Here is a 22,560-nt window from a genome sequence, read left to right as displayed (position 1 = left end):
GCCGCGCCCGGACGGGCACGACCCGTCCGGGCGCGGCGTCGCCCGTCCCCGCCCCCCTCCTCCTCCGCCGTCCCGCCCCCGCCCGTCTCCCCGTCCGCCTCCCCCTCCGCCCAGGAGCGCCCGTGTCCTCCCCCGCCCCCGGCCGCCGCAGCGGCTCGCTCCGGCTGCCGCTGTTCGTCCTCCTGATCGTCGGCGCCCTGCTCGCCGCGGGGATCCTCGTGGCCGTCGAGCTGCGCGCCGGCCGGCCCTCCGCCGGGGAGCCGCGGTGCGTGGTCTCGAGCACGGACGGATACGGGCAGCGGCAGCGGCACACCCTCTCCGCGGAGCAGTCGGCCAACGCCGCGCTGGTCAGCGCGGAGGCCGTGGCGCGCGGCACCGACCCGTACGCGGCGGTCGTGGCCCTGGCCACCGCGATGCAGGAATCGCAGCTGGTCAACATCGACTACGGGGACCGGGACTCCGTGGGGCTCTTCCAGCAGCGCCCCTCCCAGGGCTGGGGAACGGTCGAGCAGATCATGGACCCGGCCTACGCCACGGCCGCCTTCTACGACGGCCTCGCCGAGCTCGACTACACGACGATGTCCGTCACCGACGCCGCCCAGGCGGTCCAGCGCTCCGCGCACCCGGAGGCGTACGCCCGGCACGAGGGCCTGGCCCGGGCCTTCGCCGACAGCCTGACCGGGGCCACCGAGGGCTCCCTCAACTGCGTGCTCGGCGACCCCGAGGAGCCTGGGGACCCGCGCCGGGCGGCCGCCGCGCTCGGCGACGCGTTCGGGGCGGCGGCCCCGGCACCCCGGACGGACGGGGACCGGGTGGTCGTGCCCGCGCCCGGGAAGCCGGCCGGCTGGGCGGTGGCGCACTGGGCGGTCGCGCAGGCGGACGCGCTGGGCGTCGCGGAGGTGTCCTTCGACGGGCGCAGCTGGGTGCGGGCGGACCAGCGCACCACCCGCTTCGCGCCCGCCCCGGGCTGGGTGGCCGCCGAGGAGGCGCACCCCGAGGGCGCTCCCCCCGCCGGTGACGTCGTGCTGGTCCTCGCGAGCCGCTGACGGGCCCTCCGCCGCCCGGCCGATACGCTTGGAGCATGAAGATTCTCGTGACCGGGGGAACCGGCTACATCGGCTCGCACACCGTCCTCGCCCTGCTGGAGGCGGGGCACGACGTCGTCGTGATGGACAACCTCGCGAACTCCTCGCGGACCTCGCTGGAGCGCGTCGAGGACCTCGCCGGACGGTCCGTGGAGGCGTTCGCCGAGGTGGACCTCCTGGACCCCGCGGGACTCGGCGCGCTGTTCGCGGAGCACCGCCCGGAGGCCGTGATCCACTTCGCGGGGCTCAAGGCCGTCGGCGAGTCGGCGGAGAAGCCCCTCTGGTACTACCGCACCAACGTGGCCGGCACCCTCAACCTGCTGGACGCCATGGAGGCCCACGGCTGCCGGTCCATCGTGTTCTCCTCGTCGGCCACGGTCTACGGCGCCCCCGAGGAGATGCCGCTGACCGAGAAGCAGCCCATGGACGCGCAGAACCCGTACGGGCGGACCAAGGAGCACATCGAGGACATGCTCGTGGACCTCGCCGCGGCGGACCCGTCCTGGAGCGTGGCCCTGCTGCGCTACTTCAACCCGGTCGGCGCCCACGAGTCCGGCCGGATCGGCGAGGACCCCACGGGCGTGCCGAACAACCTGCTGCCGTTCATCGCGCAGGTGGCCGTGGGCCGGCGCGAGAAGCTCCGGGTCTTCGGCGCGGACTACCCGACCGCGGACGGGACGGGCGTGCGCGACTACATCCACGTGGTGGACCTCGCCGACGGGCACCTCAGGGCCCTCGACCACCTCGCCCGGCACGGCGGGGTGCACACGTGGAACCTGGGCACGGGCCGGGGCTACTCGGTGCTCGAGGTGCACGCCGCCTTCGAGCGGGCCTCCGGGCGCAGCGTCCCCTACGAGGTCGTGGCCCGGCGCCCCGGCGACGCCGCGGTGTCCTACGCCGATCCGTCCACGGCCCTGGCCGAGCTGGGCTGGTCCGCCGACCGGGACCTCGACACGATGTGCCGGGACCACTGGAACTGGCAGCGGAGCAATCCCGAGGGCTACGCCGCGGGCGCCTGAGCCCCGGGGTCCTGGGTGCCGGGGTTCACCAGCCCCGGGGCCGGACCACGTTGGCCGGGGCGCCGGCGAACAGGGCGGCCACGCGCCGCTCGTCGTGGCCGGCAATGCCCGTGCCCACCCGAGTGAGCCAGAACGTCAGCTCCGGGTGCTCCCGGGCGAAGGCCACGAACGCCGCGGCCTCCCGCTCGAGCTCGGCGAACCCGCTCATGCTGTCGATCGCGTACGAGCGGCCCTGCAGGCCGTGCCCCTGCCCCATGACGGCGCCGAAGCGCTCGACGGCCGTGCGCGCCGCCCCCGCGCCGTGGGCGCCGCGGGCGTTGGAGCCGAAGACGAAGACGTCGTCCGGGCCGAGCTCGGTGATCCGGTCGGGGGTGTGCCGCTGCTCGTCCATGGCCCCCACGCTACCGGTGCGGGCCCCGGAACGACGGACGCCGGGCCCGTGCCCCGAAAGGGGACGGGCCCGGCGTCCGTGCCGGGAGCGGTCGGCTCAGCGCTGCGGGTAGTGCCGCTCGCCCTCGCCCACGTAGAGCTGGCGCGGGCGGCCGATCTTGGTCTCCGGGTCCTCGATCATCTCCCGCCACTGGGCGATCCAGCCGGGGAGCCGGCCGATCGCGAACAGCACGGTGAACATCTTCTCCGGGAAGCCCATCGCCTTGTAGATGAGGCCCGTGTAGAAGTCGACGTTGGGGTAGAGCTTGCGCTCCACGAAGTAGTCGTCGGCGAGGGCCTTCTCCTCGAGCCGCATGGCGATCTCGAGCTGCTGGTCGTTGCCGCCGAGCTTCTCGAGGATGTCGTGGGCGTAGTCCTTCACGATCCGGGCCCGCGGGTCGTAGTTCTTGTAGACCCGGTGGCCGAAGCCCATGAGCCGAGCGCCGGACTCCTTGTTCTTGACCTGCTCCATGAAGTCCTCGGGCTTGACGCCCTCCTTCTGGATCCGGTTCAGCATCGCGAGCACGGCCTCGTTGGCCCCGCCGTGCAGCGGGCCGTAGAGCGCGTTGATGCCGGCGGAGACCGAGGCGAACATGTTGGCGTGGGAGGAGCCCACGAGCCGGACGGTCGAGGTGGAGCAGTTCTGCTCGTGGTCGGCGTGCAGCATGAGCAGCACGTCGAGGGCCTTCGCCATCGTCGGGTCGATCTCGTAGTCCTCGGCCGGCACGCCGAAGCACATGCGGAGGAAGTTCTCCGTGTAGTTGAGGTCGTTCTGCGGGTAGAGCATGGGCTCGCCCTTGGACTTCTTGAAGGCGTAGGCGGCCAGCGTGGGCACCTTCGCGAGCAGCCGGATGGTGGAGATCTCCACCTGCTCCTGGTCGAAGGGGTCCAGGGAGTCCGCGTAGAACGTGGACAGCGCCGAGACCGCCGAGGACAGCACGGGCATGGGGTGGGCGTTGCGCGGGAAGCCGTTGAAGAAGCTCTTGAGGTCCTCGTGGACCATGGTGTGGCGGCGGATCCGGGTGTCGAACTCGGCGAGCTCCGCCGGCGAGGGGAGCTCGCCGTAGACCAGGAGGTAGGCGGTCTCGATGAAGCTCGAGTGCTGGGCCAGCTCCTCGATCGGATAGCCCCGGTACCGGAGGATGCCGTTGTTGCCGTCGATGTAGGTGATGGCGGAGCGGGCGTTGGCGGTGTTCATGAACCCGGGGTCGAAGGCGACGTTGCCCGTCTCCTTGAGCATGTTCGTGATCGCGTACCCGCGGTTGCCCTCGGTGGCCTCCTGGATGGGCAGCTCGAGCGGGCTGCCGTTCCCGTAGTCGAGCCGGGCCGTCCCGGTCTTCTGTGCAGACTCAGTCATGTTCGTCCTCCGCGAGTGGATGTCGGTGTCCGGTGCCCGTGGTCGCCGTGCCGGGCGCCGCCGGTGGCGCAGCACGGCCGTGTCGTCGGACACAGCGATCGTCAGGGTCCAACCTACCTGCTCCGTCCGCACCGGGACCAATCCCGGAGCCGCCGGGAACCGTGTCAGGCGGCGCCGAGCCGCGCCACGGCGGCGTCGATGCGCTCGTCGTCGGCGGTGAGGGCGAGGCGCACGTAGCCCTCGCCGGCCGTCCCGTAGAAGACCCCGGGACCCACCACGACGCCCCGCTCGGCGAAGCGCTGCACCGTGGTCCAGGTGTCCTCCCCGGCCGTGCACCACAGGTAGAGCCCCGCCTCCGAGTGCTCGACGCGCAGCCCGAAGGCCTCGGCCGCGGGCACGAGCCGCTCCCGGCGGGACCGGTAGAGCGCCTTCTGGGCGGTGACGTGGGCGTCGTCCCCCAGGGCGACGCGCATGGCCTCCTGGATCGGGGCGGGCACGATCATCCCGGCGTGCTTGCGGGAGTTGACCAGGCTCGCCATGAGCCGGGCGTCGCCGGCGAGGAACGCGGCCCGGTAGCCGGCCGCGTTCGACTGCTTCGACAGCGAGTACGCGGACAGCAGCAGGGAGTGGTCCCCGCCGCTGACCCGGGGATCGAGCACCGAGGGCACCGGGGTGCCCCCCTGCTGCACGTCCCAGGTCCCCCAGCCGAGCTCGGCGTAGCACTCGTCGGAGGCGACCACGGCCCCGAGGGCACGCGCCTGGTCGACCGCGCGGCGCAGCGACTCCGCGTCCCGGACGATGCCGGTGGGGTTGGCGGGCGAGTTCAGCCACACCATGCGCACGCGGGAGCGCACGTCGTCGTCGAGCTCGTCGAGGTCGTCCGCCGCCACGGCCTCGGCGCCCGCCAGCTCCGCGCCGATGTCGTAGGTGGGATAGGCCACCGTGGGGCGCACGAGGACGTCACCGGCGCGCAGGCCCAGCAGCAGCGGGAGCCAGGCGACCAGCTCCTTGGAGCCGACCGTGGGCATGACCGCGGCGGGGTCCAGGCCGGGCACGCCGCGCCGTCGGGCGTACCACGCGACGACGGCCTCGCGCAGGGCGGGGGTGCCGTGGGTGGTCGGATAGCCGTGGGCGTCGGCGGCCGCGGCCAGCGCGTCCTGGACGACCAGCGGCGTGGGGTCCACGGGCGTGCCGATGGACAGGTCCACGACCCCGTCCGGGTGCTCCGCGGCGACGGCCCGGTACGGCGCCATCGTGTCCCACGGGTAGTCGGGCAGGGCGAGGCCGAAGGACCGGTCCGCCTGCGTCACAGGGCGACGTCCTGGTTCTGCGGGGGCAGGGCCGCGATCATGGGGTGGTCGGTGTGCGTGTTGCCGAGCTTCGCGGCGCCGCCGGGCGAGCCGAGATCGTCGAAGAACTCGACGTTCGCCTTGTAGTAGTCGGCCCACTCGTCGGGGGTGTCGTCCTCGTAGTAGATGGCCTCGACGGGGCACACGGGCTCGCACGCGCCGCAGTCCACGCACTCGTCGGGGTGGATGTAGAGCGAGCGCTCCCCCTCGTAGATGCAGTCGACGGGGCACTCCTCGACGCAGGCCTTGTCCTTCACGTCGACACAGGGCTGGGCGATGACGTAGGTCACGGCGGTTCGAACCTTTCTCCTGGGTTGCTCCGACCAGTCTAGCCACGGCGTCCTGGCTAGGATGACAGCCATGGAGCATCCGACATCCGGCTCAACATCACCGGCCGGGACGTCGTCCTCGGCGCTGGCCCTGCTCGCCGGCCTGGCTCCCGGTGCGCGGGTGAGCGTGCGCTACGCGCTGCCGGCCGACGACGCCTCCGGGCTGCCGCTCACCGACGCCCTGGGCGAGCTGCTGGCGGCGGACGAGGAGTCCGTCACGGTGCGGACCCGCCGCGGGGACGTGCTGATCGGCGCCGGCGCGGTGCGCGCCGCCCGGGTGGTCCCGCCGGCCCCGCCGCGGCGCCGGCCGCGGCGGGACTGAGCAGCACCGGGGCTCAGACGGCGCGGGCCGGCCGCCGGGTGCGCAGCCAGCGGGCCGTGACCAGCACGGAGAGCAGGGTCACCGCGAACACCAGGACGAACCACGCGAGGCCGAGCAGGCCCACGGGCGTGCCGGGGTCCGTCACCACGATCACAGAGCCGTCCCCGCCGTAGGCGAAGAGCCAGGAGACGAGGTAGCCGATCAGCCCCGGCACGGCGGCGGCCCACACGCGGCGGGTGGCGGTGCCGACCCACAGGGACACGCTGAGCAGCAGGGCGGTCGCGAAGAGCAGGCCCCAGGGCAGCCACCACCCGGCGCCCGAGGACCAGACGGCGCTGTGCAGCACGGTGGCCACGGACGCGGCCACCGCTCCCGCCGCCACGGACGTCACGAGGGCCGAGAGCACGGAGGCCGGGGCGTGCCCGGGCGCCTCCTCGTCCTCCGGGACGACCGCGTCCGGGTCCCCGGCGAGCAGCCGGTAGGTCTCCAGGGCGCTGAAGGGCTGCCACACCCCGTTGGAGAGGGCGAAGCGCGCACCGTCCTCCGCCAGCACCAGCTGGGTGGCGTGGGCGGCCATGGCCGACCGCTTGCGCTCGGCGGAGCCGTGCACCGCGGCCTGCGGCCGGGGGTCGCCGGGGCGGGCCTCGCCCTCGACCGCCCACACGAGGGGGGTGCCCCAGGGCTCGGCGGCCGCCCCGTCGGCGTCCGTCCCCGGGCGGGCGGCGAGCTCGGCGCCGCGCCGGGCGACGGCGGAGGTCCGGACGTGGTCGGGGTGGCCGTAGCCGCCGTCGTCGTCGTAGGTCACGAGCACGTGCGGGCGCACGGCCCGGACCGCGGCCGCGACGTGCGCGGCGGCCTCGTCGGCGGCGGCCGCGGTGAGGCTGTGCGGCGAGGAGTCCTCGGCGGGGGCGGCCCGCCCGTCGGCGCCCCAGGACATGCCCGAGTCGTGGTAGTGGCCGGTGCCGCCGGCGAAGCCCACGGCCGGGTCGAGGGCGGGGGGCTCCCCCGCGAAGAAGCGGTCGGCCACGCCCAGGCGGGCCGCGGCGTCGTGGAGCTCGCCGACGCGGTAGCGGCCCAGGGCCGTGCCGTCGTCGGAGCATCCGGCGCGGCCCACCTCGAGCGCGTGCAGCGGCTCGGGGATGACCTCGCCGCGCTCGCCGCGGGTCATGGTGAGCAGCACGACCTGCGCGCCCAGCTGCGCGTACCGGCCCATGGTGGCCCCGGTGGCGATGGACTCGTCGTCGGGGTGGGCGTGCACGAACAGCAGCCGGGCGTCCTCCGGGCGCAGGCCCGGGGGCAGCAGCCCCGGCAGGGCGTCCTCGCGCACGAGGGCGCCCTGCTCGGGGTAGTACGGGACGGGCTGCTGGGTCACGGCCGGGCCTGCTGCACGGTGCTGCTGCGGGCCGGGATCAGGCGCGGGCCCGGGCCCGGTTGGCCTTCATCCGCTCGTTGGCGTCGAGGATCACCTTGCGGATGCGGATCGCGTCCGGGGTGACCTCCACGCACTCGTCCTCGCGGGCGAACTCGAGGGACTCCTCGAGGGTCAGCTTGCGCGGGGGCGTGAGGTTCTCGAAGGTGTCGGAGGAGGCCGCCCGCATGTTGGTGAGCTTCTTCTCCTTCGTGATGTTCACGTCCATGTCGTCGGCGCGGGAGTTCTCGCCCACGATCATGCCCTCGTAGACCTCGGAGGTGGGCTCCACGAAGAAGGAGCCGCGCTCCTGCAGGTTGATCATGGCGAACGGGGTGACCACGCCGGAGCGGTCGGCGATCATCGAGCCGTTGGTGCGGTACTCGATGTCCCCGGCCCACGGCTCGTAGCCGTCGGCGTAGGAGGACGCGATGCCGGCGCCGCGGGTCTCGGTGAGGAACTTGGTGCGGAAGCCGATGAGGCCGCGGGCGGGGACCTTGAACTCCATCCGCACCCAGCCGGTGCCGTGGTTGGCCATGGCCTCCATGCGGCCCTTGCGCCCGGCCATCAGCTGGGTCACGGCGCCGAGGAACTCGTCCGGCACGTCGATGGTCATGTGCTCGTAGGGCTCGTGCACCTTGCCGTCGACGGTCTTCGTCACGACCTGGGGCTTGCCGGCGGTCAGCTCGAAGCCCTCGCGGCGCATCTGCTCCACGAGGATGGCCAGGGCCAGCTCGCCGCGGCCCTGCACCTCCCAGGCGTCGGGGCGCTGGGTGGGGAGCACCTTGAGCGAGACGTTGCCGACGAGCTCCTTGTCGAGGCGGTCCTTGACCTGGCGGGCGGTGACCTTGGTGCCCTTGGCGCGGCCGGCCAGCGGGGAGGTGTTGATCCCGATGGTCATGGAGATCGCCGGGTCGTCCACGGTGATCAGGGGCAGGGGCTGCGGGTTCTCCGGGTCGGTGAGGGTCTCGCCGATGGTGATCTCCTCGATCCCGGCCACGGCCACGATCTCACCGGGGCCGGCGGACTCGGCGGGGACGCGGTCCAGGCCCTTGGTGGCCAGCAGCTCGGAGATCCGCACGTTCTTGAGCTCGCCGTTCGCCCGCGCCCAGGCCACGGTCTGGCCCTTCCTGAGGGTGCCGTTGAAGATGCGCAGCAGGGCGAGGCGGCCCAGGAACGGGGAGGCGTCCAGGTTGGTGACGTGCGCCTGGAGCACGCCCTCGGGGTCGTAGGAGGGCGCGGGGACGTGCTTGATGATCGTCGCGAACAGCGGCTCGAGGTCCTCGTTGTCCGGCAGGCCGCCGTTCTCGGGCTGCGTGAGGGAGGCCCGGCCGTCACGGCCCGCGGCGTAGACCACGGGCACGTCCAGGACGGCGTCCAGGTCGAGGTCCGGCTCGTCCTCGGAGATGTCCGAGGCCAGGCCCAGCAGCAGGTCCATGGACTCGTGCACGACCTCCTCGATCCGGGCGTCCGGGCGGTCGACCTTGTTGACCACGAGGATCACGGGCAGCTTGGCCTCGAGGGCCTTGCGCAGCACGAAGCGGGTCTGCGGCAGCGGGCCCTCGGAGGCGTCCACGAGCAGCACGACGCCGTCGACCATGGACAGCCCGCGCTCGACCTCGCCGCCGAAGTCGGCGTGGCCGGGGGTGTCGATGACGTTGATGGTGATGGTCTCCCCCTCGGCGGAGGGACCGTCGTAGAACACCGTGGTGTTCTTGGCGAGGATCGTGATCCCCTTCTCGCGCTCCAGGTCACCGGAGTCCATCACGCGCTCCTCGACCTCACCGTGGGAGGAGAACGCGTGCGTCTGCTGGAGCATCGCGTCCACGATGGTGGTCTTGCCGTGGTCGACGTGGGCCACGATGGCCACGTTGCGGAGGTCGGCGCGCTGGGCGGTGGTGGAGGTGACAGGCATACGCGTGGGTCTCTCTTCGGGTGGAGATGCGGGGGGAGGTGCAGCCCTCCCGATGGGTGCGGCCGGGGCGCCGCCGCGCACCCGGAGGGACCCGGGCGGGAGCGCCCGCACAGCGGGCCGTCGACCATTCTACCCCGCGGGACCGCCCGGACGGCACCCCGGACGGCTGTGACCCCGCCGACCCGCCGTCCCCGGGCGCGGTGCGGCGCCCGGCGGCGCGCTCAGGCCCGGTGCTCCAGCGCCGCCCGGACCGTCGCGGGGGGCGGATTGGTGTGCGGGACGCCGTCGAGCACGACGGTCGGCACGGTGGCGTCGCCCCCGTTGACGGAGCGGACGTAGGCGGCGGCCTCCGGGTCCGCCCAGATGTCGACCCAGCGCGCGCGCCGGGCGAGGGAGCCGAGGGAGGCCCGCAGGCGCAGGCAGTACCCGCAGCCGGGACGGTAGTACACGGTCACGGCGTCCGGGGCCGCACCCCGGCGCGGGAACACCAGCGGGGAGCACACCGCCACGCCCGCGGCCCCGGCGAGCAGGACGATCCCCGCCTCGCCCGGCTCTCCGCGCCCGAGCCGGACGGCCACGGCGGCGCCGGTCACGAGCAGGACCAGCACCGCGAGCCACCAGCTGCGCACGGAGCCCCGGCTCACCAGGAGGGCAGCACCGGCAGCGGGCCGTCGGCCTCGACGTTCTCGTCGTCGCCGCGGGCCAGCCACCCGAGCAGGCCCTCCCGGTCGGACTCCACGCGCAGGGCGCCGTCGCCGATCACCCACTCGTCGCGCTCCTCGGTCACCAGCGTCATGCCGGGGGCCCCCTTGGCCCGCATGGTGCGCACGGCCGCCTCGAGGGCGTTGAGCAGCGAGTCGGGATCGGCCTCCTCGATGGTCCAGGCGGTGTCGAGGTCGTGGTGGTGGACGACGACCTCGGCGATGCGCAGCGCCACGATGGAGGTCGCGGGGATCTGCTTGCCGTGCAGGTGCACCTCCTCGACCGCGAGCTCCCCCGCCAGCCGCTGGGACTGCTCGGCGAAGTAGGCCGCGGACTCGCGCGCCCGCTCGAGCAGCTCCTCCCGGGGCAGGTCCGCCAGCTCGGCGATCTCCTGGTTGCGGGCCTCGGGGGACGCGTAGGGGGCCTGCTCCTCTCCGGTGACGGCCCAGTCGATGAGGTTGACGAGCGCGCGCCCGTTGGACGCGAGGTGGGCGACGACGTCGGCGCGGCGCCACCCGTCGCACAGCGAGGGGGCGGCCAGCTCGTCGTCGGACAGGGACGCGGCGGTGGCCAGGAACATCTCGGTCTCGCGGCCGAGGCGGGAGAGGTCCGAGTGCAGGCGGGCGGGATTGATCATGGCCTCACCCTACCGAGGGCCGGGTGAGCCGGACCACCTCCCGGGCCTCCGGACCCATACCGGGTTCGTCTCGGCTCAGAGCGCCGGCAGCCGCGCGAAGGCCCGTTCGGCGGCCCGGCGGCGCGCGGGCGAGAGCTCCTCGAACGGGTCGAGCACGAGCGCGGGCCCCCCGGCGCGGCGGGCGCGCCCCCAGGTCCCCACGATCCGCCCGCCGGCCACGACGGTGGGCTTGAAGACGCCGTTGCCGCCGGGGACGATGCTGCTCGCCCGCTCCGGGGCCAGCACGTGGGACCGGTCCCCGTAGCCCAGGACGAACTCGTCGAAGGGCGGCAGCAGGAAGACCCCGGCGGCCCGCCGGTCGCCGGGGGCGGGGCCGTCCAGCACCTCGGGGGCGCACCACAGCTCGCGCCCGGCGCGGTCGTGCACGGCCACGACACCGTCCAGGCCGGCCAGGGCCTCGCGCACCGCGGAGCGCGGCAGGGCCGCCCACCGGGCGGCGTCCGCCACGGAGGCCGGGCCGTGGCCGCGCAGGTACCGGCGGACCCAGCGCGCGACGACGGGCGGGGCGCCGCCGGCGCCCGTCCCGGGCCCGGCCGCCCCCTCCCCGGCCGCTCCCTCCCCCGCCGCCGGGATCCAGTCCGCCACGGGGACCACGAGCTGGTCCCGCGCGTCCGCGCTCAGCGGGCCCATGCACAGGGTCGCGTCCAGGTGCAGGGCGAGCATCAGGTGGTAGCCCCGGCCCGGCTCCCCCAGCAGCCCGGCCTCCTCCCACGCGGCGTGCAGGCGCTCGCGGGGCTGCGGGCCGTGGCGCAGCGCGGCGAGCGCGGCCTCCCGCGCCGCGTCCAGCCGCTCGTCGATGCCCAGAGCGCGGCGGCGGGCCGCCGTCGAGGCGACGGTGCGGGGACCCAGCACCGCCAGCCAGTCCCGCAGCTCCTCGGCGGGCACCAGGTGCAGGGTCCCGCGCATCGGCCAGGTGCGCACGATCCGGCCGTCGTCGAAGGCCTGCCGCAGGCCGGCGGACCCGCCGGCCCGCCGCAGGCCGACCGAGACCAGGGCGCCGGGCAGGTCCTGCGCCTGGACGGCCCCGAGAGCGCGCACCACGTCCTCGGGCGCCACGTCCTCGGGCCGCACGAGCCCGTGGGCGACGAGCCGCGCGAGACCGATCTCGCGGTCGGTCAGGACGGCCGGGGCGGTCACTGCAGGGCCCGTCCCCGCTGCTCGGGCAGCGCGAACGCGGAGAGCGCCGCCACGAGGAAGGCCGCGCCGAACACGGCGAAGACGGTCACCACGTCGTAGTCCTCCCCGCCGAGCGCGAGCAGCACCGGCACGGCGAGGGGCGCCAGGATCGAGGCGATCCGGCCGAAGGCGGCCGCCGCCCCGGTCCCGGTCCCGCGCAGCGCGGTGGGATAGAGCTCCGGGCCGATCGCGTAGAGCGCGCCCCACGCGCCCAGGTTGAAGAAGGACAGAGCCATGCCGGAGCCGATCACCTGCCACGGGAGCACGATGCTGCCCATCGACACGATCCCGAACAGCACGGCGCTCAGCGCGGAGCCCCCGAGGAACACGGCCAGGGTGATCCGCCGGCCCCAGACCTCGATGAGCCAGGCGGCCGCGGCGTAGCCGGGGAGCTGGGCGAGGGTGATGACCAGGACGTAGCCGAAGGACGTCGTCAGGGTGAGGCCCTGCTGGAGCAGGAGCGTGGGCAACCAGGTGAACGCCCCGTAGTAGGCGAAGTTGATGCAGAACCAGACGGTCCACAGCGCCGCCGTGCGCCTCCGCAGCGCCCGGCTCCAGATCCCGGCCCGCCCCGTGACGCGGACCGGCGGGGACTGCTCGGCGGCCCGGGCCTGCTCCGTGGTCTCGGCCCGGGAGCGGCCCAGGGGCCGGGCGCCCTCGAACGCGCGCACCGCGGCCTCCGCCTCGTCCGTCCGGCCCCGGTGCTCGAGGAAGCGCACGGACTCCGGCAGGGCCCGGCGCACCACCACGGCGTAGAGGGCCGGGACGAGGCCCACGACCAGCGCCCAGCGCCAGCCGTCCGGGGAGGAGGGCACCACGAAGTAGCCCACGAGCGCGGCGAGGACCCAGCCGACGGCCCAGAAGGACTCGAGGACCACCACCACGCGCCCGCGGATCCGGCGGGGGGCGTACTCGGAGACGAGGGTCGAGGCCACGGGCAGCTCGGCGCCGAGGCCGAGGCCCACCACGAAGCGCAGGACCACGAGCGCGGCGAGGGAGCCGGCGAGCGCGGACGCGCCGGTGGCCAGGCCGTAGACCAGCAGGGTCAGGGCGAAGACCTGGCGCCGGCCGAGCCGGTCGGCCAGGAGCCCGCCGAGGCTGGCGCCCACGGCCATGCCCACGAAGCCGATCGAGGCGAGCAGGGACAGCTCCCCGGAGCCCAGGCCCCACTCCTGGGCGAGCGCGGCCATCACGAACGAGATGAGGCCCACGTCCATGGCGTCCAGGGCCCAGCCGACGCCGGAGCCCACGAGCAGCTTCCGGTGCTCGGTGGTGAAGGGCAGCCGGTCCAGCCGCTGGGACCGCGTCAGCACGGACCCGGCGCCGCCGGGCCGCTCGCTCTCCTGCATGCTCCGGTCCTTCCCTCGCCGCCCCGTGCTGCGACCACTGTAGGCGCTCGGCGGACCGGGCGCCGCCGGGCGGACCGGCGCATGCCGTCCCGGCCCCGCCCGGGCTCCGCCGCGCCCCTAGACTGGAGGGGTCCCCACCCACCGGCCCGGCGAGGGAGCCTGCTGTGACAACGGTCGCCGTGTACCTGGTCGTCGCCTTCGGCGCCGGCGCCCTCGCGGTCCTGCTCCGGCTGCCGCCCCTGGTGGGCTTCCTGGCCGCGGGCTTCGTGCTCAACGGCCTGGGCGTGGAGCGGCTCCCCGAGCTCGACCAGCTGGCCGACGTCGGGGTGACCCTGATGCTGTTCGGCATCGGCCTCAAGCTCGACGCCCGCTCGCTGCTGCGCAAGGAGATCTGGGGGACCGCCGGGATCCACATGGTCCTCAGCACGGCCCTCGGAGCGGGGTTCCTGGGCGTGCTCATGCTGGTGGGACTGCAGCTGCCGGGCGAGAACCTCCGCGCGCTGCTGCTGGCCGGATTCGCTCTGTCCTTCTCCAGCACCGTGCTGGTGTTCAAGGTGCTCGAGGAGCGCAGCGAGACCACGTCCCTCTACGGGCGCGTGGCGATCGGCATCCTCATCATCCAGGACATCGCCGCCGTCGCGTTCATCACGGTCACGAGCGAGCACCCCCCGAGCCCGTGGGCCGCGGCCCTGCTGCTGCTGCTCCCGGCGGCGTGGCTGTTCCGCCGGATCTGGGACCGGATCGGGCACGGGGAGCTGCAGGCCCTGTTCGGGATCGTCATGGCCCTGGTGCCCGGCTACATCGCCTTCTCCTCGGTGGGCCTCAAGGGGGATCTCGGGGCGCTGCTGGTCGGCATGCTCCTGGCCTCGCACGCCAACGCCGGGGAGCTGTCCCGCACCCTGTTCACCCTCAAGGACCTCCTGCTGGTCGCCTTCTTCGTCTCGATCGGCTTCCACGGGATGCCGACCCTCGAGATGGTCACCATGGGCGCGCTGCTGCTGGCCCTCCTCCCGGTCCAGGCGATGCTGTTCGTGCTCCTGCTCTGGGGGTTCGGGCTGCGCCGACGCACGTCGCTGCGGACCGGCCTGGCCCTGGGCAACCACTCCGAGTTCGCCCTGATCGTGGGGGCCATCGGGGTCTCGGCCGGGATGTTCGACGAGGACTGGCTGGTGATGCTCTCCGTGGCGGTCGCCCTGAGCTTCGTGGTCTCGGCCCTCGTCAACCGGCGCGGCTCCTCCCTGACCAGCGTCCTCGCCCGGCGGCTGCCGGAGCACCCCGACGAGAAGCTGCACCCGGAGGACCGCCCCATCGACATCGGCCACGCCGAGGTCCTGGTGCTCGGCATGGGCCGGGTGGGGCAGGCGGCCTACCGGGAGCTCGCCGACGAGCACGGATTCGCCGTGGTGGGCATCGAGAACGCCACGGACCGTGTGGCGCGGCTGCAGTCGCAGGGCTTCGACGTCCAGGAGGCCGACGCGACCGACCAGGAGTTCTGGGAACGGGTGATCGCGACCGGCCACGTGCGGATCGCGGTACTGGCCATGCCCTTCCACGGCTCCATCCTCGTGGCCCTGCGCCAGCTCACGGAGTCGGGGTTCGCGGGGGCCGTGGCCGCCGTGGCCCAGTACGACGACGAGGTGCAGGAGCTGCGCGGGCACGGGGTCCGCACGGTCTTCAACCTCTACAGCGGTGCCGGCCTCGCCCTGGCCGCGGAGACCGTCGAGGCGCTCGGCAACCGCTCCGACTGACCGCCGGGCGCCCCGGCCCGGCCCGGGCGGCGGCCCGCTCCCCGGCGCGGCGGGCTAGGCTCGCGGCATGAGGGCCCGGATCGACCGCTATCTGCTCAACGTCGCGGGACCCCGCCGCACCCCCGCCCTCAACCGGCACCTCGCCTACCTGCTCGCGCTGGTGGCCGGGGTGCTCAACTCCGTGGGATTCGTGGCCGTGGCCGTGTACACCTCCCACATGACGGGGCTCACCGCGATGGTGGCCGACCACCTCGTGCTGGGCGACCTGCGGCTCGTGGCGCTCGGCGCGCTGGCCGTGGCCGCGTTCACGGGCGGGGCCGCGTGCTGCGCGCTGATGTTCAACTGGGCGCGGCGCCGCGGGCTGCACAGCCGCTACGCCAACGTCCTGCTGCTGGAGGGCCTGCTCATGCTCGGCTTCGGCCTGCTGGCGGAGAGCCTGACCTGGGAGCACCGGGACCTGCTGTTCGTCCCGGTGCTCGCCTTCACCATGGGGCTGCAGAACGCGGTCATCACCAAGATCTCGGGCGCCACGATCCGCACCACCCACGTGACGGGCATGGTCACGGACATCGGCATCGAGCTCGGCAAGTTCCTCTACCGCAACCGGCTCGCGGACGCGGACCCGGTGACCGGCGACGCCGGGAAGCTCAGGCTGCTGGCCGCGCTCGTGGGACTCTTCTTCGCCGGCGGGGTGCTCGGGGCCCTGGGCTACCTGGCGATGGGCTTCCCGGTCCTCGTGCCCACCGCGCTCGCCCTGCTCGTGGCGGCGTGGCGCCCGCTCGCCGCGGACCTGGGCTTCCGCCGCTCCCCCGCCGCCTGAGCCCCGGCCCGGGGCTCGGGCGGCTCACGCGCCCCGCTGCACGGCCTTGCACAGCTGGACCAGCCGGCTGATCTCCCGGTGCGCGGCGCCGGTGGGGCGGAGGACCTCGTCCCGGGCCGCCACCGTGCACCGGACGAGCGTCCACGCCCGGAGCCGCTCCTCGTCGGCGCCGGCCGCCAGGACGAGGGCCTCCATCCGGTCCGCCAGGGCCGCGGCCAGCGCCCCGCCGCGGCCGGCCTCCTCCGCGCGGTGCCACAGGGCTGGGACCAGCGCGAACTCCGGGGTCCCGACCACCGCGTCGGCCCCCGTGGCCAGCCACGGGGCGCGCGCCGACGCGCGCACGGCCCCGTAGTGCAGGTCCTGGTGCACGAGCGCCGCGTCCAGGTCGTCGCGCCGGAGCCGCTCGAGGCTCTTGACGGCCTGCAGGCGGAAGCGGCGCGGGAACCGGGCGTCCAGCTCCGCGGCCCCCGCCAGCTCCGCCTGCCACCGCCGGGCCGTCCCCGACAGGCGCGGGAACGGGGGCCGCGGCGGCCGGGCGAGGACGCGGGTCAGCTCGCCGAGCACGCGGCAGGCCTCCAGGACCGGCAGGGCGTGCAGGTCCCGGTCGGCGGTGCGCTCGAGCAGCAGCGCCCGGTCCGCCGGCTCCGCCCGGAGCAGCCGCACGGCCCCGCGGCCGGCCCACACGCGCAGGGCCAGGTGCTCGTGCTCGGCGCCGGGCCGCGGCGGGGCCAGCCGCAGCACGGCCGGTTCCCCGGCGCGGGTGCGCACCGGCTGGACCAGGGCCCCGTCGTCGTCCCGCGCGGGCCCGTCGGGGACCAGCTCCCACGCGGCCGTGTACCGGTCGGCGAGGAGGGCCGGCGGGCGGCCGTGCGCTCCCGCGGTGCTTCCGGTGGACGTCGTCATCCGGCCATTGTGGCCCACCGCCGGGCGGCGGCCGGGGGCGCCCGTCCCGTTCGCTAGACTGCGAGCGCCCCACCCCGGTCAGGAACGGAGTCGACCCGCCCGTGAACGAGCTGCTGTTCGCCTTCGGCCTGACGCTGTTCGCGGGTCTGGCCACCGGGGCGGGCGCCTTCCTGTCCCTGGTCACCCGGCGCACGGACGCGAAGTTCCTGGCGGTGAGCCTCGGCTTCTCGGCCGGCGTGATGATCTACGTGTCCATGATCGAGATCTTCGTCAAGGCCCAGGTCGCCCTGGTCGCGGAGCTCGGAGAGCGCTCCGGGGCGTGGGCCACGGCGGGCGGGTTCTTCGGGGGCATCGCCCTGATCGCGGTGATCGACCGGCTCGTGCCCGCCCGGGCCAATCCGCACGAGTACCCGCACGACGACGCCGGACGGCAGCGCCGGCTCATGCGGATGGGCACGATGACCGCGGTGGCGATCGCGATCCACAACTTCCCCGAGGGCTTCGCGACCTTCGTGGTGGCCATGCAGGAGCCGTCCGTGGCGATCCCGGTGGTGGTGGCCATCGCCCTGCACAACATCCCCGAGGGGATCTCCGTGGCGGTGCCGATCTACCACGCCACGGGCAACCGCCGGAGGGCGTTCCGCTGGGCGTTCCTCTCGGGCCTCGCGGAACCGGTCGGCGGGGTGCTCGGGTACCTCGTCCTGCGGCCGTTCCTCGACGACGTCGTCTTCGGCGTGGTGTTCGCGGGCGTGGCCGGGATCATGGTCTTCATCTCCCTGGACAAGCTGCTGCCCACGGCCCAGGAGTACGGCGAGCACCACCTGTCGGTCTACGGGCTGGTGGCCGGGATGGCGGTCATGGCCGTGAGCCTGCTCCTCTTCGTCTGAGCCGCCGCCGCGGCCGGTCACGGGAGCGGCCGGGCGGGCAGGAGGCCCGCCGCCCGTCCCGCCTCGGCGAACGCGGCGGCCAGGCCCGCCCGGGACGCGTGGGCGTTGAGCCCGCTGGGGCTGGGCAGCGCCCAGAGCTGCGCCCCGGCCAGGTCCCGGTCCTGGCGCCCGAGCGCGGCCCTCGGCTCCGCGAAGGCGTGACGGTAGGCGGTGACGCCGGCGACCGCGACGACGGCGGGGCGCAGCTCGGCCACGAGCTCGGCCAGCCGCTGCCGGCCGGCCACGAACTCGGCCGGGTCCAGCTCGTCGGCCCGGGCCGTGGCCCGGCGCACCAGGTTCGTGATGCCGAGGCCCCGGTCCAGCACGTGCTGCCGGTCCTCCGCGCGCATCCCGGCCGAGCAGTCCACGAGCCGGCCCGTGAGCCCGGCGTCGTGCAGGGCCGGCCAGAACCGGTTGCCGGGCCGGGCGAAGTGCGCCTGGGTGGCGGCGGCCCACAGGCTCGGGTTGATGCCGCAGATCAGCAGCCGCACGTCCGGGCCCAGCAGGTCGGGCAGGGTCGTGTTCCGGGCGGCCTCGAGGTCCGCCCGGCCGGGCCGGGCGCCGCCGGACGCGTGCGGGGATGCCATGCCGACATGCTAGGCCCCGGCCCGGTCCGGCGGGCACCCGCCGGGCCGGGGCGGCGGACCGGCGCCTCCGCGCGGGGTCCCCCGCGGGGCCGGGGGCCGTGCGCCCCGCACGGCGACGGCCGCCCGGCTACCGTGGAGGCCATGCCCCGACCGACCGAGCTGACCGTGCCCACCGAGACCGGCCCGGGACGCCTGCTGGTCTCCCCCGCCGAGGACCCCGCGGCCCTGCTGTGGCTCGGGCACGGCGCGGGCGGGGGCGCCGGAGCCCCCGACCTCGCCGTGCTCGCCGAGGAGCTCCCCCGCCACGGTGTCACGGTCGTGCGCCACGAGCAGCCGTGGGTCCTGGCCGGCCGGAGGGTCGCACCGCGCCCGGCCGCCCTCGACATCGGGTGGCTGGCCGCCCTGCCGGCTGTGACCGAACTGGCCGCCGGGGTGCCCGTCGTCGTCGGGGGCCGCAGCGCGGGCGCGCGCGTGGCGTGCCGGACGGCCGGCGCGACCGGCGCGTCCGCCGTCGTCTGCCTGGCCTTCCCCCTGCACCCGCCGCGCCGGCCGGAGCGCTCCCGGGCCGAGGAGCTGCTGCGCCCGGAGGTCCCCGTGCTCGTGCTGCAGGGCACGCGGGACGCCCTCGGCACCGCGGACGAGGTCGAGGCCGCCGCGGCCGGCGCACCGGCGGTCGAGGTCGTCCCGGTGGCGGGCGCGGACCACGCCCTGAAGGTCGGCCGGTCCGGGCCCGTGGGCCAGGCGGACACGCTCGCGCTGCTCCCCGCCACGGTGCGCCGCTTCCTCGGCCGCGAGCTCCCGGCCCGCTGAGCCCCGGCGGGTCTTCAGCGCCGCGCCGACCAGGACTACGGTGAGGAGCACAGCGTCACCGCGATCCGTCCGCGACCAGGGAGAGAACCGTCATGGCCCGCACCCCAGCATCCCCCGACCCGAACCGGCCCTCCCCCGCCCCCGGGGACGAGCCGCGGAGCCCCGCGCCGGACGCCTCCGCCGCGCAGCCCCCGGCGGACGGCCGGGAACCGGCCGTCCGGCAGCGGGCCGGCACCGACCCCGCGCTGGACGAGCACCAGAAGCAGGGCGTCTCGGGGGCCATGTGGACGGCCCTGATCCTCGGCCTGCTGGTCCTGGTCCTGCTGCTGGTCTTCATCCTGCAGAACAACGTGGCGGCGGAGTTCACCTACCTGGGCTGGCAGTTCAGCCTCCCGCTCGGCGTGGCCATGCTGCTCGCGGCCGTCGCCGGCGCCCTCATCATGGGCCTCGTCGGATCCGTCCGGCTCTTCAGGCTGGGCCACCGGGTGCGCAAGCTGGAGAAGGAGCGCGCCGACATCAAGCGCGCCCTGCGCTGAGAACCCACCGGCCGGTCCGTTGCGCGGGGCCGAACAGGCAGTAGCCTGACAGCACCCCGAACGACAGGACGGACCCCATGAGCACTCCCGCACCCCCCGACGACCGCCCGATGCCCGAGGAGGGCGACGAGATCGCCCCCGCGACCGTCGTCGACCTCACGGGCGGCCCCGCCCACATCACCCCCGTGCTCGTCGACGGAGAGGCCCGCTACACCGTGGACCTGCCCGACCAGCCCCTGGCCGAGGACGACGTGGCGAGCCTCGCCGTCGCGCTGCAGGTGGCGCAGTCCGGCCCCGCCGTCCTCGTGGACGTCGAGGACTACCTCGAGGCGGAGGCCCCGCCGGGAGAGGACACCGACTACCAGCTGTGAGCGGCCGGTGCGTGCGCCGCCCGTCGTCGCACGCACCGCCCGATGCCTCCCGGGCGCCGCGGGTGCGGGACAATCGTCGGGTGGACGATCTGCACGTGCCCCCGGGCCCCGGAGCGCCCCGCGGCCTCCGGGTGCCGGTGGGAGAGCTGCTCGAGCAGTTCTCCCATGCCTCGGGACCCGGCGGCCAGGGCGTCAACACCTCCGACTCGCGGGTGCAGCTCTCCCTGGACCTGGCCACGACCACCGCGCTGACCGACAGCCAGCGCGCCCTCGCGCTCGACCGGCTCGCCGGCAGACTCGCGGGCACCGTGCTCACCGTCAGCGCCGCGGAGCACCGCTCGCAGCGCCGCAACCGGAGCGCGGCGAGACAACGCCTGGCCACGCTCCTGCGCGAGGCCCTGGTCCCGGACCCCGTCCGGCGGGCGACCCGGCCCACGAGAGGCTCACGGCGGCGGCGGCTCGAGGGAAAGCGCCGCCGCTCCGAGACCAAGCAGTACCGCCGGCGGCCCGGCCCCGACTGACGTGCGGGCCGGTGCGGACGCCCGGCCTGCTCAGACGTTGAAGCGGAACTCCACCACGTCGCCGTCGCGCATGACGTAGTCCTTGCCCTCGATCCGGACCTTGCCGGCGGCCTTGGCGTCGGCCATGGAGCCGGCGGCGTCGAGGTCCTCGAAGGAGACGATCTCGGCCTTGATGAAGCCGCGCTCGAAGTCGGTGTGGATGACGCCGGCGGCCTGCGGAGCGGTGGCGCCCACGGGGATGGTCCAGGCCCGCGACTCCTTGGGCCCGGCGGTGAGGTAGGTCTGCAGCCCGAGGGTGTGGAAGCCCGTGCGGGCGAGCTTGTCGAGACCGGCCTCGTCCTGGCCGGACATCTCCAGCATCTCCTTCGCCTCCTCCTCGTCCAGCTCCACGAGCTCGGCCTCGAGCTTCGCGTCGAGGAACACGGCGTCTGCGGGCGCCACGAGCTCGCGCAGCTGCTGCTGCTTCGCCTCGTCGCCGAGCACGCCGTCGTCGGCGTTGAAGACGTAGATGAAGGGCTTGGCGGTGAGCAGGCTGAGGTCGCGCAGCTGGTCGACCTCGAGCTTCTCCTGCTCGGCGGCGCCGAAGATGGTGTCCCCGCGCTCGAGGATCGTCTGCGCCTGCTGCATCGCGGCGAGCTTGGCGGGGTCGGCCTTCTTGATCTTGACCTGCTTCTCGAGGCGCGGGATCGCGTTCTCGAGGGTCTGCAGGTCGGCGAGGATCAGCTCGGTGTTGATGGTCTCCATGTCCGAGGCGGGGTCGACCTCGCCGTCGACGTGGATGACGTCCGGGTCGTCGAACGCGCGCACCACCTGGGCGATCGCGTGGGCCTCGCGGATGTTGGCGAGGAACTGGTTGCCCAGGCCCTCCCCCTCGGAGGCGCCCTTGACGATGCCGGCGATGTCCACGAAGGACACGGTCGCGTGCAGGATCCGGTCCGAGCCGTGGATCTCCGCGAGCCGGTCCAGCCGCGGGTCCGGCAGGTTGACCACGCCGATGTTCGGCTCGATGGTCGCGAACGGGTAGTTCGCCGCCAGGACGGTGTTGCGGGTCAGCGCGTTGAACAGGGTGGACTTGCCGACGTTGGGCAGTCCGACGATTCCGATAGTAAGAGCCACGGGAGACCATCCTACCGGCCGGGCGGACCGCCACGCCCCGCGAGGCCCGGGGCCCGTGACGCAGCTCATGGGCGTGTCGTGGCGGGCAGGGCTTCCGGGACGGCGCGCGGTGGAGCAGAGTCGGAGCATGAGAACCTCCCCGGCCCCCAGGACGGCGCCGCCCGCGGGCGCCACCGGCTCCCCCGCCGTCGACGTCGCCGGCGTCCGGAAGGGCTTCGGACGCGGTGAGCGCCGCGTCCGGGCCGTGGACGGCGTGAGCCTGCGCGTGCAGCGCGGCGAGGTCGTCGCCCTGCTCGGGCCCAACGGCGCCGGGAAGACCACCCTCCTCGACATGGTGCTGGGCTTCACCGACCCCGACGACGGCACCGTGCGCACCCTGGGTGCCGCACCGCGGGAGAGCGTGCGGGCCGGCCGGATCGGCGCGGTGCTGCAGACCGGGGGGCTGCTCGACGACCTGTCCGTGCGGGAGACGGTCGCGATGGTCGCCACCCTGCACCGGGACCACCTCGCCGTGGACGAGGCCCTGGAGCGGGCAGGGGCCGCCGGGTTCGCGCGGCGGAAGGTCTCCAAGTGCTCGGGCGGGGAGCAGCAGCGGCTGCGCTTCGCGCTGGCGCTGCTGCCGGAGCCGGACCTGCTGGTCCTGGACGAGCCGACCGCCGGGATGGACGTCGGTGCCCGCCGGGAGTTCTGGGCCGCGATGCACGCCGAGGCGGAGCGCGGCCGGACGGTGGTGTTCGCGACCCACTACCTCGACGAGGCCGAGGAGTTCGCCGCCCGCACCGTCGTGCTCAAGGGCGGGCGGGTGGTCGCGGACGCCCCCACCGCGCAGGTGCAGGCCCTGGCCGGCCACCGGGTGGTCAGCTTCCGCTGGGACGGGCCCGGGCCCGTCGTCGTCCCGGGAGCGACCCCGCTGGAGCCCGCCGGTGGGCGCACCCGGCTCACGGGCCCCGACACCGACGCCATCGCCCGGCAGCTGCTCGCGACCCCGGGGGCGAGCGAGCTCGAGATCACCCACGCCGGTCTGGAGGAGGCCTTCCTGGGCCTCACCGCCGACTGACCCGCCCACGAGACCCCCTGCCCCGACC

24 protein-coding genes are annotated in these 22,560 nt (G+C 74.8%); 11 read left to right on the top strand and 13 right to left on the bottom strand.

The window, feature by feature from the left end:
* Positions 1–122 precede the first annotated feature (122 nt).
* Together AVL61_RS01780 and galE are read left to right on the top strand one after the other, a co-directional pair.
* A complete protein-coding gene (locus tag AVL61_RS01780) occupies positions 123–1,046 on the top strand; it encodes a hypothetical protein (protein ID WP_058872617.1) in 924 nt (307 codons plus the stop codon).
* A gap of 35 nt (positions 1,047–1,081) precedes the next feature.
* Positions 1,082–2,104 (top strand): UDP-glucose 4-epimerase GalE, encoded by a 1,023-nt coding sequence (galE, locus tag AVL61_RS01775; protein WP_058872616.1) that lies wholly within the window; start codon positions 1,082–1,084, stop codon positions 2,102–2,104.
* 25 nt (positions 2,105–2,129) lie between these two features.
* Here the strand turns inward: galE and AVL61_RS01770 are convergent, their stop codons facing one another.
* From AVL61_RS01770 to fdxA, 4 genes are all read right to left on the bottom strand, one after another.
* Positions 2,130–2,495, bottom strand: a complete 366-nt coding sequence (locus AVL61_RS01770; RefSeq protein ID WP_058872615.1) for an A1S_2505 family phage non-structural protein — start codon at positions 2,493–2,495, stop codon at positions 2,130–2,132.
* 96 nt (positions 2,496–2,591) lie between these two features.
* The gene (locus AVL61_RS01765; protein ID WP_058872614.1) at positions 2,592–3,890 is read right to left on the bottom strand and encodes a citrate synthase; all 1,299 of its coding nucleotides are present in this window, start codon (positions 3,888–3,890) and stop codon (positions 2,592–2,594) included.
* A gap of 164 nt (positions 3,891–4,054) precedes the next feature.
* Entirely contained in the window at positions 4,055–5,200 is a 1,146-nt protein-coding gene (dapC, locus tag AVL61_RS01760) for a succinyldiaminopimelate transaminase (RefSeq protein WP_082696883.1), read from the bottom strand.
* Entirely contained in the window at positions 5,197–5,529 is a 333-nt protein-coding gene (fdxA, locus tag AVL61_RS01755) for a ferredoxin (protein WP_058872613.1), read from the bottom strand. Before fdxA ends, dapC begins: the two co-directional genes overlap by 4 nt.
* A gap of 70 nt (positions 5,530–5,599) precedes the next feature.
* Between fdxA and AVL61_RS01750 the strand changes: the two genes are divergently transcribed.
* Positions 5,600–5,890, top strand: coding sequence for a putative acetyltransferase (locus tag AVL61_RS01750; RefSeq protein ID WP_231738237.1), 291 nt, complete (start codon positions 5,600–5,602; stop codon positions 5,888–5,890).
* Positions 5,891–5,903: 13 nt separating this feature from the next.
* Here the strand turns inward: AVL61_RS01750 and AVL61_RS17710 are convergent, their stop codons facing one another.
* From AVL61_RS17710 to AVL61_RS01720, 6 genes are all read right to left on the bottom strand, one after another.
* On the bottom strand, positions 5,904–7,262 hold the full coding sequence (locus AVL61_RS17710; protein WP_231738236.1) for a PIG-L family deacetylase: 1,359 nt from the start codon (positions 7,260–7,262) through the stop codon (positions 5,904–5,906).
* 37 nt (positions 7,263–7,299) lie between these two features.
* Positions 7,300–9,213 (bottom strand): translational GTPase TypA, encoded by a 1,914-nt coding sequence (typA, locus tag AVL61_RS01740; protein WP_058872611.1) that lies wholly within the window; start codon positions 9,211–9,213, stop codon positions 7,300–7,302.
* A gap of 221 nt (positions 9,214–9,434) precedes the next feature.
* Positions 9,435–9,857 carry a glutaredoxin domain-containing protein gene (locus tag AVL61_RS18325; protein WP_058872610.1) on the bottom strand — a complete coding sequence of 141 codons (423 nt, stop codon included), beginning with the start codon at positions 9,855–9,857 and terminating at the stop codon, positions 9,435–9,437.
* Positions 9,854–10,552, bottom strand: a complete 699-nt coding sequence (locus tag AVL61_RS01730; protein ID WP_058872609.1) for a maleylpyruvate isomerase family mycothiol-dependent enzyme — start codon at positions 10,550–10,552, stop codon at positions 9,854–9,856. Before AVL61_RS01730 ends, AVL61_RS18325 begins: the two co-directional genes overlap by 4 nt.
* A 75-nt stretch (positions 10,553–10,627) precedes the next feature.
* Positions 10,628–11,749 (bottom strand): winged helix DNA-binding domain-containing protein, encoded by a 1,122-nt coding sequence (locus AVL61_RS01725; RefSeq protein ID WP_058872608.1) that lies wholly within the window; start codon positions 11,747–11,749, stop codon positions 10,628–10,630.
* On the bottom strand, positions 11,746–13,137 hold the full coding sequence (locus tag AVL61_RS01720) for an MFS transporter (RefSeq protein WP_197412608.1): 1,392 nt from the start codon (positions 13,135–13,137) through the stop codon (positions 11,746–11,748). Before AVL61_RS01720 ends, AVL61_RS01725 begins: the two co-directional genes overlap by 4 nt.
* A 164-nt stretch (positions 13,138–13,301) precedes the next feature.
* On the opposite strand from AVL61_RS01720, the gene AVL61_RS01715 reads away from it, so the two are divergent.
* Together AVL61_RS01715 and AVL61_RS01710 are read left to right on the top strand one after the other, a co-directional pair.
* Complete coding sequence (locus tag AVL61_RS01715) at positions 13,302–14,885, top strand: cation:proton antiporter domain-containing protein (protein WP_058872607.1); 1,584 nt, start codon at positions 13,302–13,304, stop codon at positions 14,883–14,885.
* A gap of 67 nt (positions 14,886–14,952) precedes the next feature.
* The gene (locus AVL61_RS01710; RefSeq protein ID WP_058872606.1) at positions 14,953–15,705 is read left to right on the top strand and encodes a YoaK family protein; all 753 of its coding nucleotides are present in this window, start codon (positions 14,953–14,955) and stop codon (positions 15,703–15,705) included.
* Positions 15,706–15,729: 24 nt separating this feature from the next.
* On the opposite strand, the gene AVL61_RS01705 is transcribed toward AVL61_RS01710, so the two are convergent.
* Positions 15,730–16,608, bottom strand: coding sequence for an aminoglycoside phosphotransferase family protein (locus AVL61_RS01705; protein ID WP_058872605.1), 879 nt, complete (start codon positions 16,606–16,608; stop codon positions 15,730–15,732).
* A gap of 101 nt (positions 16,609–16,709) precedes the next feature.
* On the opposite strand from AVL61_RS01705, the gene zupT reads away from it, so the two are divergent.
* Positions 16,710–17,495, top strand: coding sequence for a zinc transporter ZupT (zupT, locus tag AVL61_RS01700; RefSeq protein WP_058872604.1), 786 nt, complete (start codon positions 16,710–16,712; stop codon positions 17,493–17,495).
* A 17-nt stretch (positions 17,496–17,512) separates the two neighbouring features.
* Here zupT and AVL61_RS01695 read toward each other — a convergent pair whose 3' ends face one another.
* Positions 17,513–18,121 carry a mismatch-specific DNA-glycosylase gene (locus tag AVL61_RS01695; protein ID WP_058872603.1) on the bottom strand — a complete coding sequence of 203 codons (609 nt, stop codon included), beginning with the start codon at positions 18,119–18,121 and terminating at the stop codon, positions 17,513–17,515.
* 141 nt (positions 18,122–18,262) lie between these two features.
* Between AVL61_RS01695 and AVL61_RS01690 the strand changes: the two genes are divergently transcribed.
* The 4 genes from AVL61_RS01690 to arfB all read left to right on the top strand — a co-directional run bounded on the left by AVL61_RS01690 (position 18,263) and on the right by arfB (position 20,359).
* On the top strand, positions 18,263–18,931 hold the full coding sequence (locus AVL61_RS01690; RefSeq protein ID WP_058872602.1) for an alpha/beta hydrolase family protein: 669 nt from the start codon (positions 18,263–18,265) through the stop codon (positions 18,929–18,931).
* 92 nt (positions 18,932–19,023) lie between these two features.
* Positions 19,024–19,467, top strand: coding sequence for a lipopolysaccharide assembly protein LapA domain-containing protein (locus tag AVL61_RS01685; RefSeq protein ID WP_058872601.1), 444 nt, complete (start codon positions 19,024–19,026; stop codon positions 19,465–19,467).
* A 77-nt stretch (positions 19,468–19,544) separates the two neighbouring features.
* The gene (locus AVL61_RS01680; protein ID WP_058872600.1) at positions 19,545–19,838 is read left to right on the top strand and encodes a hypothetical protein; all 294 of its coding nucleotides are present in this window, start codon (positions 19,545–19,547) and stop codon (positions 19,836–19,838) included.
* Positions 19,839–19,918: 80 nt separating this feature from the next.
* Positions 19,919–20,359 carry an alternative ribosome rescue aminoacyl-tRNA hydrolase ArfB gene (gene arfB, locus AVL61_RS01675; RefSeq protein ID WP_058872599.1) on the top strand — a complete coding sequence of 147 codons (441 nt, stop codon included), beginning with the start codon at positions 19,919–19,921 and terminating at the stop codon, positions 20,357–20,359.
* A gap of 30 nt (positions 20,360–20,389) precedes the next feature.
* Here the strand turns inward: arfB and ychF are convergent, their stop codons facing one another.
* A complete protein-coding gene (gene ychF / locus AVL61_RS01670; RefSeq protein WP_058872598.1) occupies positions 20,390–21,475 on the bottom strand; it encodes a redox-regulated ATPase YchF in 1,086 nt (361 codons plus the stop codon).
* Between the two features lie 127 nt (positions 21,476–21,602).
* On the opposite strand from ychF, the gene AVL61_RS01665 reads away from it, so the two are divergent.
* On the top strand, positions 21,603–22,532 hold the full coding sequence (locus AVL61_RS01665) for an ABC transporter ATP-binding protein (RefSeq protein ID WP_058872597.1): 930 nt from the start codon (positions 21,603–21,605) through the stop codon (positions 22,530–22,532).
* Positions 22,533–22,560: the final 28 nt, after the last annotated feature.

Origin of the sequence: Kocuria rosea subsp. polaris (assembly GCF_001483755.1) — a bacterium.
GTDB lineage: Bacteria > Actinomycetota > Actinomycetes > Actinomycetales > Micrococcaceae > Kocuria > Kocuria cellulosilytica.
The sequence above is the reverse complement of the archived record's forward strand: the minus strand, read 5'-3'. Positions and strand labels throughout refer to the sequence as shown.

Coding starts and splice junctions, on each gene's coding strand:
- AVL61_RS01665 (WP_058872597.1), top strand. CDS start 21,603: ATGAGAACCTCCCCGGCCCCCAGGACGGCGCCGCCCGCGGGCGCCACC.
- AVL61_RS01680 (WP_058872600.1), top strand. CDS start 19,545: ATGAGCACTCCCGCACCCCCCGACGACCGCCCGATGCCCGAGGAGGGC.
- AVL61_RS01720 (WP_197412608.1), bottom strand. CDS start 13,137: ATGCAGGAGAGCGAGCGGCCCGGCGGCGCCGGGTCCGTGCTGACGCGG.
- AVL61_RS01730 (WP_058872609.1), bottom strand. CDS start 10,552: ATGATCAATCCCGCCCGCCTGCACTCGGACCTCTCCCGCCTCGGCCGC.
- AVL61_RS01685 (WP_058872601.1), top strand. CDS start 19,024: ATGGCCCGCACCCCAGCATCCCCCGACCCGAACCGGCCCTCCCCCGCC.
- AVL61_RS01690 (WP_058872602.1), top strand. CDS start 18,263: ATGCCCCGACCGACCGAGCTGACCGTGCCCACCGAGACCGGCCCGGGA.
- typA (WP_058872611.1), bottom strand. CDS start 9,213: ATGCCTGTCACCTCCACCACCGCCCAGCGCGCCGACCTCCGCAACGTG.
- AVL61_RS01705 (WP_058872605.1), bottom strand. CDS start 16,608: ATGACGACGTCCACCGGAAGCACCGCGGGAGCGCACGGCCGCCCGCCG.
- galE (WP_058872616.1), top strand. CDS start 1,082: ATGAAGATTCTCGTGACCGGGGGAACCGGCTACATCGGCTCGCACACC.
- AVL61_RS01710 (WP_058872606.1), top strand. CDS start 14,953: ATGAGGGCCCGGATCGACCGCTATCTGCTCAACGTCGCGGGACCCCGC.
- AVL61_RS01750 (WP_231738237.1), top strand. CDS start 5,600: ATGGAGCATCCGACATCCGGCTCAACATCACCGGCCGGGACGTCGTCC.
- AVL61_RS01770 (WP_058872615.1), bottom strand. CDS start 2,495: ATGGACGAGCAGCGGCACACCCCCGACCGGATCACCGAGCTCGGCCCG.
- AVL61_RS01765 (WP_058872614.1), bottom strand. CDS start 3,890: ATGACTGAGTCTGCACAGAAGACCGGGACGGCCCGGCTCGACTACGGG.
- AVL61_RS01695 (WP_058872603.1), bottom strand. CDS start 18,121: ATGGCATCCCCGCACGCGTCCGGCGGCGCCCGGCCCGGCCGGGCGGAC.